Raw genomic sequence first — 11253 nt, 5'->3', positions numbered from 1 at the left:
GATATTACCCTTTACGAAATCAATGATGGGGAGACCAGAGAAATTACAAAAACCAGTTTGGCCAAAGATGGCTCTTTTGGTTTCATGTTCAATCCTGCTAAAGAAGGTTTTTATGCAATTGGCTGGGGGGAATTTATCAGGGGAAAGTTTCCGGTTTATTTAAAAAAGGGAGATAAGACAGAAGTTGCCATCAATAATAGAACTATTGATTTTATTGRTAAGCAAAGCCCTGAGAATACCGTTTTATACAAATGGGCCAAGATGACGGATTCTATCAGGTATAATTCCTTCCATTCGATGCAGATGTATGATGAATTCTTTCCTGCCTTGACAAAACTGGTTGCCCAAGCGGAAATATTTAAAAAAACGATCCATACGCCCAATACAGTATTCAACGCTTCGATGAAACAGATTATTGGATACGGTTTAGATTTATATGCTTTAAATTTTCTGGCTATCCCTAGAGGGGGCACATTCATTAAAAAAGAACAGTTGCCGCCTTATTACAATAGGATAATAGAACCCAAAAAGTTTAAAACTGATGCTGTATTGGGAATGCTTAATGGTCAGCGTTATATCGATATGTATGTCAACTTTGCGATGTCAGGTAATAAGGAAACTTATGCCAATTCTGCCATATTAAGCCGCGGAACAATAGATCAAAGAATGATGACCCTTGATAACGACGCGATCAAAGGCGCTTATATGCTAAGTAAGGGTAAAATGCCTGCCAACTATAGCGCTTACCAGGAGTTTATGGATAAGTATGGAAAGTACTTTCAAACGACTTACCAGAAATCAGTTGTAGAAGAACTGGGGACAAAACTTTACAACAGTGTAATCGGACCTAAACCCGGTATCAATTTCACTTACCCTGATCAAAAGGGGAAAATGATTTCGCTAAATGATTTTAAAGGGAAGGTAGTGATAGTTGATGTATGGGCCACCTGGTGTGCACCCTGCAAACAGCAGATTCCTTACCTAAAAAAGATGGAGGAGGCGTATAAAGGCAAAGATGTAGCCTTTATATCGGTTTCAGTTGATTATCCGAAAGATAAACAAAAATGGCTGACCGCGCTGAAAGAGCTGGATTTGAATGGCCTACAATTGTTTGCCGGTGGCTGGACTAAAATAACCAAAGACTATGCTATTTCAGTTATCCCAAGGTTTATGGTATTTGATAAAAAAGGAAATGTAGTATCAACAGATTCGCCTCGTCCTTCTGATCCAAAATTGAAAGAATTGATTGAAAAAGAACTGGCAAAAACGGATTGACAATCTTCCAAGATAAAACAATAATGTTTACGGTTTGATGTGGTTATTTTTCTTCTATCTAACCATTAAAGCACAAATATATTCTAATGAAACCATCATGAGCAAACGCTCACAAACAGCAATGAATACGCTCATGATAGCTTCATAACCTTTAAAAGACAAATTATATTCCAATGAAAAAGATTTTATTAAGCGGTTTCCTCTTATTCAGTACCCTGAACGTTTTTTCGCAAGGAATTGAGTTTGAACACACATCCTGGAAAGAGGCAGTAAAAAAGGCAAAAGAACTAAACAGGCCTATTTTTGTGGATGTGTACACCAGTTGGTGCGGTCCATGTAGAGTGATGGCTGCACAGGTATTCACAAGATCCGAAATAGGGGCGAAGTACAACAAAGGTTTCGTAAATGTAAAAATCGATGCAGAAAAAGGCGAAGGCATTGCCCTGGCAAAGAAATACGAAGTACATTCTTACCCCACTTATTTGTTCATTAATCCAAATGATGAAACCTTAGTAGATCGATCTAAAAGTTCGATGCCCGCTGCAGACTTTAAAGACTTGGCCGATAAAATGCTTGCGAAGTATGCAGGAAAAAAAGAAATAAGTTTAGACGAATTGGAAGCTAAATATAAAGCCGGTAATTATGACGAACTTTTTGCTCAAACTTATATTAAGCGCTTAAAAGCTTCAGGAAAATGGACTGGTGCAGCAATAAGCCGATATATTGAAAAATTTGTAACCACAACACCCTCTACAGCTCAACTATTTTTCATGGGATCTAATTTCACCAATGGCGCTGATTCAGTTCTGTATCATTATATGATCAACAATTATAAGCGCATTGATGCTGTTTTATGTAAAAATGATGGTATTGCAGCAGCTTCTTTTTATCGGGTAATTCGTGAAGAAACGAAAAGCAGGGCCGAAGATATTATTGGGAGCAAACAATCGGTTTCTGCAAAAGAAGCCGGATTGAACAAGCTTTTCGAAAATCTTAAAACTGTTGAAATCGGTGATAGGGGCAACAAAAAAGTCCTGGAATATAAAATCAGATTATACAGTTTAAATGCTGATACCGTTCAGCTTTTAAAGGCTTCACGGACCTATATCACACAATTTTTATTGCCCGCAAATAAAACTTCTTCCATAGGAAGTGAAACCATAATAAATGACAAAAATGCGCCTGAACCTGTAGTTCCTATTGATTCAATCAGAATTTCTGACTATTGCTCAAATTATGCGGTTACTTTATCCAAGCTCTCTAAGGATGTTATAGATAAAGAGTTAGCCACAAGCTTACTTAAAAAAGCAATGATATTGAGCAGTAATTCGGTAGCGGTTAAAAGCAAAATGAATTTAGCGGCTTATTATTTTGGTGAAAAAGAGGCCGCCATTGAGCAGCAATCGAAACTGATAGCGGAAATGAAAAGCAGTAATGATGAATACTTGAAAGCTGCAGAAATTATGATGCAGAAAATGAAAAATAACGAGCCTAAAATTTCTGGTTTCTCCTCCCGTCCGAAGCCAAAAAAACATTAATCCAGTTATAATATGAAACAGCTATTTACAATTGTAGTATTGATGGTATTAAACACCTTTACCTTTGCTCAAACGACTGAAATAACAGGTGTGCTTAAACCTAATCTCAACAAGGTTGTGTATCTCTTCCAAATAGAAGACGGAGAAACCAAACTTGTTAAATCGGTTAAATTAGCAGAAGATGGGGCTTTTATCTTTTCCTTCGACCCTTCCTATGATGGTTTTTATATGGTCGGTGGATTTACTGCTCTGGCCGGACAATTTCCTTTGTACCTGAAAAAAGGAGATAAAGCGCAGGTATCGATCAATAATCGAAAAATAGAATTTATTGGTCAACAAACCGATGAAAACACTGTCTTAGCGGGATGGAATTCAATTGCGGATGAACTTAAAAGCAAGCCACTTTTTTTTAATCTTATTAAAGGCAAAGCAGCCGAATTTCAAACCAATATCCGCACGAGGAATACCAGATTTAACCTGTTGATGAAGCAGGTTGTTGATTATGAACTGGATTTCTACAGACTCAATCAGATCAAAAAAAATATAGAGCCTGCAGCTGAAAGCCAGTCGGAATATAGTAAAGTCCTTCTTGTTAAAGATAAATTTAAAAACGATGATGTGTTTTTCTATCCTAACGGTAAAGCATTGATCAGCTTATATGCCGATTACGCAGCGGGTGTAAATAAAACCGAAGATGGTACTGATTTTCTTTCTACCGACCGTCAAAAAGGGACTTATATTTTTAATCTGAAGAGTACTAAGGTTAAAACCTACGCGCAATTCGAGGAAATGGTAAATAAGTATGGGAAATACTTTCATTACCCAAGTTTAAAAACCAAAGTCGATGCCTTGGGAACTAAACTGTATAATGCTACGCCTGGTCGGAAAGCTGCCAATTTTAGCTTTCCTGATCAAGATGGAAAGATGGTTTCGCTGAGCGATTTTAAAGGAAAAGTAGTTTTAATTGATGTTTGGGCAACCTTTTGTGGACCTTGTTTAGCCCTGGTTCCAGCCCTGAATAAATTAGAAGCAGAACTTCATGATCAAAAAGATATTGTTTTTATCGGTGTTGCACAGGATGGCCCAAAAGGAAAAGCTACCTGGTTAAAGTTAATTAAGGAAAGAAAGATGGGGGGAATTCAATTATTTGTCGGCGGAGCGAATAATGTATTGGCTAAAGACTATAAAATTAAAGTAATGCCGCGTTACCTGATTTTTGATCGCCAGGGAAATGTAGTGACCACTGAAGCCCCGCTTCCAAATAATCCGGCATTGAAAAAATTGTTGCTCGCTGAAATAAGTAAATAAAATGAAGAAGTTAATTATATTTTTAATATGCCTGTATTCGATCAGGCCAGCCTTTGCGCAAAATAATAATTTCAATATCGGGCAATTGGAGGGCGAAGTTAAATCAGGCATCCAAAAGGCTTACGCTGCGTCCGTTCAGATTGCCAACGTCGATTCAGCTAACCGGAAAGTCGGCGGGTATTTTAGCGGCGTGGTAGTAGATGCCGACGGACATATCCTCACCGCTGCCCATGCTGTTACGCCAAATGCCTTGTATCTGGTTACTTTTCCAGATGGCCGTGCGTTTAAAGCGAAAGGTTTAGGGGTTATTCATTCCATCGATGCAGCTATGATCGTGATTACCGAAAAGGGTAAATGGCCCTTCGCTAAAATGGGTTGGTCATCGATACTGGAGCCCAATATGCCTTGTATCAGTATTGCCTATCCCGGCAGTTTAATAACGGTTACAAAACCAACCGTTAGACTTGGCCAGGTTGCAGAGCTGAAGCACGAAACAGGATTTATGCGATCTACCTGCTTAATGGAACCGGGCGATTCGGGAGGTCCTCTTTTTGACCTAAAAGGAAGGGTGATCGGCATCCACAGTCGGATAAGTCTAAATATAGATGTAAATTTAGAAGTTCCGGTAGATCATTTCAGGAAATACTGGACCGCCTTAAAAACACCAGCGGTTCATACTGCGTTTATACCGGAAGATAAATTTAAGGTTGATAAAAAAGTAGATCAGGTGGAGCCAATTCCAGAAATGGAACAGCTTATTTCGAGCATTGAGCCGTCGCTTTCAGCTTTAAAAAACGTATTTACCGTTAAAGATTCATCGTTTAATATTAGCATTCTGGGCACCCTGGTAAATTTAAAAGGGATTGTAGCTGAGTCAGATCTAAAAGGAAAAAGCTTTTTTATTAGCAAATGCTCCATGGTAGGGCCAAACCCGAAGGTTGAAATGGCCGATGGCAATATGGTAGCAGCTCAGGTATTGAGCCGCGATGACGCAAATGACTTGGTGCTTCTTCAAATCCCTCAAGAAATTGCCGGTGGGGTAAGTTTAATCAATTTACAAATTGATTATGCATTTGATAAACTCGGTAGTATTTTAATTTCACCAAAACCGCATGTCGCAGGTGAGATAAGTGTGCTTGGGAATGTTAAGGTGCGGGTGCCAAAATCGGCGGCTTCTTATTTAGGTGTTGGGGTTAACTACAGGACTGACGACCGTGTCATTGTTGTAACCGGTTTATATCCTTTAGCGAACGAAAAGAAAAATATAAAAGCGAATGATATTGCTGCTATGGATGTGTTGAAGAAGATCAATAACCGTCCAGTATTGACAATTGATGATATTCCAGATGAATTGTCGAAATACAAAACAAATGATACAGTTACCCTTCAATATGCTAAAAAGTCAGCTGTTTTATATACTCAGAGTTTTATGCTTAGCCCCCGTAATGTAAAAACGAGTGCTCAGGAAGACAAATTTACAGATGGTAAAAGTGAGCGGCGAGATAACTTTAAGGAAGTATTGGTACATGATGGAAAGCTAAAGCCATCTGAGTGCGGAGGCCCCTTATTTGATGCAAAGGGCAACTTCTATGGCATTAACATCGCCAGGTTAAGCCGTACAAGCAGTTTAACAATTCCAGCGCCTGTTATTGTAGAATTTGTGAAAGGAATAACGCTATTTAAGAGTAAAGAGAAATAATGTGAAATGCTTACAGGTAAAACAACTAACAAACTCATGATAAGCACGCCAAAAAAAAGAAAAACCAATAAAAAAGTAGTAGTAGAAGACACAGTGCCCACGAACGGTCTGTGTGGAACGCGGGTCACCAGGGATACACCGCTTATTGAGCTGATGAGTTTGGTTGAGGGCCAGTTAATAGAGGATGAAAAGGGGCAGGTTGGCACACTATTGAATATTGAGATAAAAAGCTACAGGGTAGAAACCCATATTTATTTAAAGCTTTCCTTATATCCGAAAATGATCCTGATTATTAAGTGATAAAACGCGTATATTTAACATAACATTTCAATAAAAATACATAATTGAAGGATAAAGACTCCTGTAATTATCTTTAATGAAGTGCTTGGCTGATTTCAGGACGAGCACAAAGCCCAAGATTGGTGGCAATTTCGATGCTGTTTAGATCTTCACTTCTAAAAAATTAAATTTATGGATTCATCTAATCCTCAATTTGACCCTATCCAGTACAAAAGAACGACTTGCCACCAATGGCAGGAAACAGCAGAGGCCTGGTACCGCTGGAGTCCTACGTTAAACAAATGGCTTGGTAAAACAACCGAGAGAATGTTAGAAATGGCGGACATCACCAGTGGTCAATATGTGCTTGATATTGCTGCCGGTGCAGGGGAACAATCCATTACCACAGCAAAAAAAGTTGGTGTTACAGGGTATGTTTTAGCTACTGATATTTCTTCCAATATTCTGAGTTTTGCGAAACAAATGGCTCAGCAGGCCGGAATAAATAACATAGAAACAAAAGTAATGGATGGTGAAAACCTCACCCTTGAAGATGAAACATTTGATGCGGTGATTTCAAGAGTCGGACTTATTTATTTTCCAGATCAGCAAAAAGCGCTGAACGAAATGTTGCGGGTGCTGAAACCTGGTGGAAAAATGGCTGCTATTGTTTACTCAACTCCTGAGCGAAATAAATTCTTCTCGCTTCCTGTATCTATCATCCGTAACCGTGCCAAGCTGCCACCTCCATTACCTGGTCAGCCAGGGCCCTTTAGTTTAGGCGCTGATGGTGTTATTGAAAAAGCATTTTTACAGGCAGGTTTCAAAAATGTAATAACTGAACTTGTTGATGCTCCTTTGCTTTTTCAAACGGCAAAAGAGTGCTTGCAGTTTGAAAAAGAATCATTTGGCGCTTTGCATCAGATGATGAATGGTTTATCAGATCCCGCGAAAGCGGCTGTTTGGGAAGAAATCGAAGATGCACTTCGGGAGTTTGAAACAGAAAATGGCTTTATAGGTCCTTGCGAAATGCTTGTAGCTGTTGGAGAAAAACCTGCTACAAGATAGCGATATCCATTACCATTACTTTTTTTACCGCACATATAGGTCTGCTCGCTTTAAAATTTTGCATCTTAATAAGGATTATGCGATTGACAAAGCGGGGCGTTCACGTGGGCTGATCGCTATTTGTAATTTTTCCTGAAAGGGGTCATCTTCCCTGATGTCATATCCCGCTTGCCTCATTGTAGCAATGTGGGTTTGCTCGGTACATCCCTTCGGTACTATAGATCAATGCCGCCTGCAGGTTGTATATTCGGATGTTATTGATGGTAGCCATCAATTCCTTTCCGCGATAAAAACTAATTGGACAACTAGAGGACGGAGTTAGTGGTTAAGATAAAATTATATATTTTCCCTCACTCAATAAAAGTGGTTTAGCATTTCTTTCCTTTGCGAAGCGCAAAAAATTTTTTTCAGGATCAGGTGTTTCAAAATAATTTTCTGAAGGACGACCGTAATGTATCGGGCAAACCGATTTTGCATTTAAAAGCTTTGAAGCTACAACAGCCTGCTCGGGGTTCATCACCGCAGGTATCCCGGTATCTTCCACTTTTCCCTGGGTTAAACGAGCCGCATTTATAGGCATAAAAGCAATATCAAAAGGTCCGTATGCAATTGCAATATCCCGCCAGTAGCCATGCCATAATGTATCCCCGCAATGAATTATTTTTTTTCCACCTCCCTGCACTATCCAGGATACCTGAGGATGACCAAAACCATCTACCGCAGGTACAGGTATGGCCACCAAATCTCCCGTCCATCTCGAAACATCTATTGGCTGATATAATTTTACAGGTTGGATTCGCAAATCTCTTGTGTCCAGCCAGGGTAATACATCCTCATAACAATATAAACGGCTCCTTTTATCAAAAACTGTTTTAAGTGCAGTAGGGTCATAATGGTCAGGATGGTGATGTGTGATAAGGGCATGCTTGTATTCAGTTTCGGCAGTTAATTTCATGTCCTTTTGCTCCTCATAAGAAGTAGCATCAATATATAAAGTAGTTTCACCGAGCTCAATCTTAATGCCTGCCCAGGCAAGCCGTTGTATTTTCATAACATCATGGTTTTGCAGTGATTTATTTTCTCTATCATTCTGCTGTGATTTTAATATGACAGGCAAAGCAGTTAATGAAATAGCTGATGCCGTATATTTTAATAATTCCCTTCGTTTCATTTTATATTTTATTTATCATCTTCAAAAAGATGTTACAATGGGGTTATTGAGGCACCCATGCTTGACAGGTGCAATAAAGCAGAACGGCGAACTTCATCTGCCGAAAGTGTTCCAAGTATTTCATTGGCTATATCGCAGGCGCCTGTCGCATTAGGGTCAAGTGAAACATCAAGGTCAGCCATAATAGCTTCCCGGGCAGTGGTGGCAACACAGCCGTGCGTATAAAAACCAACAATCAATACCTCAGTCGTACCAATTCTTTTCAGCCACGCTCCAATATCGGTTCCTGTGAAGGCACCATAAACATTTTTTTTAAATTCTGTCTCAATGCCGAATCCTTCCTTGGGGCCAAATCCCGAAACATATTCGCTCCCCCATGTACCATGCATAAAGGCAGGTGATTCTGTAGGTTTGTTAAAATGCCTTACCCAGGCAATAGGACGGTTTTCCAGCCTAGCCTCTTCAACTCTTTTACTGATTACATCGATGGCGGTCAAATGGTTTGGTACAGGTCTTTTACCATCTTGAGAAAATTCGTTTTGGGCATCAATTACAATAAGTGCTTGCATAAACTTAATTTTATAAGCATAAATGTAGATTCATTCGCAGGCTTTAGCAATCCGAATCTTGCGGAGTTCATCCAGTCGCTGCTAAGGTTGAGTTTTGCTCATTTCCCATCCGATCATGATTTGTTTACGGACTTTGCCATAGTGATAATTCCCCATCGTGCCATTTTTAGAAATAATGCGGTGGCAGGGAATCAGATAAAGAATAGAATTTTTCCCAATAGCTGAAGCCACCGACCGGGTGGCGTTTGGTTGCTCTATTATTTGAGCAATTTGTTGAAATGAGCTTACAGCGCCAAACGGTATCTTAAGTAATGCTTCCCAAACTTTTATCTGAAAATCAGTTCCCTGTGTCAGTAAATTAAGTTTTTCTGGATTTGTCTTGTCTGGTTGAAATATTTTCCTGATGTATTCCTGGGTGTAATCTGGCCTGTGTATCAAAGAAGCAAACTGCCATTGCTGTGAAAATAATTCAAATTCATTTCTGCTTTTTTCTTCATCAATAAATTTTAATGTACAGATTCCTTTTTCTGAAACCGCAATAAAGCATAGACCGAATGGTGAGGCATGATAGCCATAGAAAATCTCCAGTCCTTTGCCAGATGTTTTGTATTGTTGAGGGCTAACACCTTCTATGCTTATAAATAAATCATGTACCCTTGATTGGCTTGATAAACCGGCAAGGTCGGCTGCATCAATCATGTTTTCGGTTTCACTTATCTTATTGCGGAGATAGTCTAAAGTAAGATGCTGTATGAATTTCTTTGGGCTAATGCCTACCCAATCCGTAAAAATTCGTTGAAAGTGAAAGGGGCTCATATTCACTTTCTCTGCAATTTCTTCCAGGCTAGGCTGCTCTCTAAAATTTTCAGTTAAATAACCAATAGCTTTTTCAATTCTATAATAATTTATTTCTTGATTGGTCATTATTCAAAATTAAGCATATCCTGGTAATAGACCAATCTGAATCTTGCTGAATATTAAACTGAAATAATATGAAGGCCAAGGACAGAGAGGCCCGGATATCTTTTTTCCGATCAAGATAGCTTCGATCTCAATAACCAGAGTGAGTACATCTGCAAGTTTCCTGAACGACTGCTGTTTCCATAGTTTATGACTGTATACCTTATTATTAAGTTAAAAAGGCAATGCGGATATTGATACGGTTTGGTGGCATTTCGGTATTTATCACCTAAACCTGGATGACGTTTTAAAGTTGCCGACCACCAGTATTGAAGGCTTGTTGATAATGTTTGGATATATGTATGTACATAATTATTATATTTGGGTTATTACGATATAAAGTCCTGTAATCTAAACTGAGCTATGCTGCATTCTGCAATTTTCCAAAAAAGGATTTAAAATAGAAAGGAGAAGATATATGGTAATGCTCAAATGTTTTTAACAAATCTCATTGTTTTTTACAGATAACCAGTTCGAAGGACCTAATAAATATAAATATTATAAATGATTCAACTTTTACAAAACAATAATATTATTAAAATGCACAAAATCAAGTTTACACCTGCAACTTTTTTCAGGATAATTTTAGATAAAATCCAATCTGGGACTAAGTTATTTGTCCTCATAATCTTTTTAGGTTTTATCTCCATATCTCACGTACAAAGCCAGAATATACAGCAGAATGGCGGGGTAAATGAAAATGATCAAAGTGCAATGAGCATCAAGCTTCCCGATAGCAAACTATATAGAAAAGAACAGGAACGGATATACAGATTAATTGAAGGACAGGCCCATCATTTACGGGGATTGCTTTATCCATGGAAAAATGATCCATCCATGTTACTGATTACAAAAAGTGGATCAGGAGAACATCACATCAGGCCTAATACTACTTTTGCTGCCGACCTGGCATTTCTTTACAGGTTTGGTGATTTTGATGCAAAAGTGGTGGGGACTTCCCGGGAGCTGCTACTGTCCAAAGAACTGATCCCTCTGCTCCGCTACCTAGCGCGGACACATCTTACTGGTGATCTTAAAACAGATGACGGGAAATCATGGGGCGATGCATGGCAATCGGCACATTGGGCAGCTACATTGGGCAATGCGGCATGGTGGAGCTGGAGTGGGCTCCCTGTGGATATAAAGAAAGGAGTCTGCCGCGTCGTGGCACATGAAGCGGATAGAATAGAGAAAACAGTCCCGCCGCACCAGATCAAATTAGATAGCAAATCCGAAGAAAATGCATGGAATAGCCAGGTGCTTTCAGCAGCAATTTTATTGATGCCCGATGATCCGCGCCGCCTGCAATGGGAATCGGCTGTGAAAAAGTGGAGCCTTTCATCATATTTGCGGCAATCTGATGCTGCTTCGGCAAATCTTGTCGAC

The 11253-nt window shown here is 39.2% G+C and carries 10 protein-coding genes; 7 read left to right on the top strand and 3 right to left on the bottom strand.

All coding sequences use genetic code 11. From position 1 onward, the window contains the following. The 6 genes from AC1DPQ_RS06130 to AC1DPQ_RS06105 form a co-directional block, all read left to right on the top strand. Nucleotides 1–1275 (top strand): TlpA family protein disulfide reductase (locus AC1DPQ_RS06130; RefSeq protein ID WP_477608419.1); only part of this gene is annotated, 1275 nt, incomplete at its 5' end. A 173-nt stretch (nucleotides 1276–1448) separates the two neighbouring features. Beyond that, on the top strand, nucleotides 1449–2813 hold the full coding sequence (locus AC1DPQ_RS06125) for a thioredoxin family protein (RefSeq protein WP_477585041.1): 1365 nt from the start codon (nucleotides 1449–1451) through the stop codon (nucleotides 2811–2813). 12 nt (nucleotides 2814–2825) lie between these two features. Continuing rightward, nucleotides 2826–4121, top strand: a complete 1296-nt coding sequence (locus AC1DPQ_RS06120) for a TlpA family protein disulfide reductase (RefSeq protein ID WP_477608417.1) — start codon at nucleotides 2826–2828, stop codon at nucleotides 4119–4121. Nucleotide 4122: 1 nt separating this feature from the next. Further along, complete coding sequence (locus AC1DPQ_RS06115; protein ID WP_477608415.1) at nucleotides 4123–5820, top strand: S1 family peptidase; 1698 nt, start codon at nucleotides 4123–4125, stop codon at nucleotides 5818–5820. Between the two features lie 36 nt (nucleotides 5821–5856). Continuing rightward, complete coding sequence (locus tag AC1DPQ_RS06110) at nucleotides 5857–6120, top strand: hypothetical protein (protein WP_477580340.1); 264 nt, start codon at nucleotides 5857–5859, stop codon at nucleotides 6118–6120. Between the two features lie 171 nt (nucleotides 6121–6291). Then, nucleotides 6292–7167 (top strand): class I SAM-dependent methyltransferase, encoded by an 876-nt coding sequence (locus tag AC1DPQ_RS06105; RefSeq protein ID WP_477580339.1) that lies wholly within the window; start codon nucleotides 6292–6294, stop codon nucleotides 7165–7167. 325 nt (nucleotides 7168–7492) lie between these two features. Here the strand turns inward: AC1DPQ_RS06105 and AC1DPQ_RS06100 are convergent, their stop codons facing one another. The 3 genes from AC1DPQ_RS06100 to AC1DPQ_RS06090 all read right to left on the bottom strand — a co-directional run bounded on the left by AC1DPQ_RS06100 (nucleotide 7493) and on the right by AC1DPQ_RS06090 (nucleotide 9831). Next, on the bottom strand, nucleotides 7493–8338 hold the full coding sequence (locus AC1DPQ_RS06100) for an MBL fold metallo-hydrolase (RefSeq protein WP_477580338.1): 846 nt from the start codon (nucleotides 8336–8338) through the stop codon (nucleotides 7493–7495). A 32-nt stretch (nucleotides 8339–8370) separates the two neighbouring features. After that, a complete protein-coding gene (locus AC1DPQ_RS06095; RefSeq protein ID WP_477580337.1) occupies nucleotides 8371–8907 on the bottom strand; it encodes a cysteine hydrolase family protein in 537 nt (178 codons plus the stop codon). Between the two features lie 81 nt (nucleotides 8908–8988). Continuing rightward, nucleotides 8989–9831 carry a methylated-DNA--[protein]-cysteine S-methyltransferase gene (locus tag AC1DPQ_RS06090; RefSeq protein WP_477580335.1) on the bottom strand — a complete coding sequence of 281 codons (843 nt, stop codon included), beginning with the start codon at nucleotides 9829–9831 and terminating at the stop codon, nucleotides 8989–8991. A gap of 540 nt (nucleotides 9832–10371) precedes the next feature. On the opposite strand from AC1DPQ_RS06090, the gene AC1DPQ_RS06085 reads away from it, so the two are divergent. After that, nucleotides 10372–11253: hypothetical protein (locus tag AC1DPQ_RS06085; RefSeq protein ID WP_477608413.1), on the top strand; the 882-nt coding region annotated here is incomplete at its 3' end.

This window comes from Pedobacter sp. 01T416_2, from assembly GCF_056398925.1.
This window is presented reverse-complemented; position numbering and strand designations above follow the sequence as displayed.

Excerpts from the sequence above, each read along its gene's own strand:
- AC1DPQ_RS06105 (WP_477580339.1), top strand. The coding sequence starts at position 6,292 with ATGGATTCATCTAATCCTCAATTTGACCCTATCCAGTACAAAAGAACG.
- AC1DPQ_RS06090 (WP_477580335.1), bottom strand. The coding sequence starts at position 9,831 with ATGACCAATCAAGAAATAAATTATTATAGAATTGAAAAAGCTATTGGT.
- AC1DPQ_RS06115 (WP_477608415.1), top strand. The coding sequence starts at position 4,123 with ATGAAGAAGTTAATTATATTTTTAATATGCCTGTATTCGATCAGGCCA.
- AC1DPQ_RS06120 (WP_477608417.1), top strand. The coding sequence starts at position 2,826 with ATGAAACAGCTATTTACAATTGTAGTATTGATGGTATTAAACACCTTT.
- AC1DPQ_RS06110 (WP_477580340.1), top strand. The coding sequence starts at position 5,857 with ATGATAAGCACGCCAAAAAAAAGAAAAACCAATAAAAAAGTAGTAGTA.
- AC1DPQ_RS06125 (WP_477585041.1), top strand. The coding sequence starts at position 1,449 with ATGAAAAAGATTTTATTAAGCGGTTTCCTCTTATTCAGTACCCTGAAC.
- AC1DPQ_RS06095 (WP_477580337.1), bottom strand. The coding sequence starts at position 8,907 with ATGCAAGCACTTATTGTAATTGATGCCCAAAACGAATTTTCTCAAGAT.
- AC1DPQ_RS06100 (WP_477580338.1), bottom strand. The coding sequence starts at position 8,338 with ATGAAACGAAGGGAATTATTAAAATATACGGCATCAGCTATTTCATTA.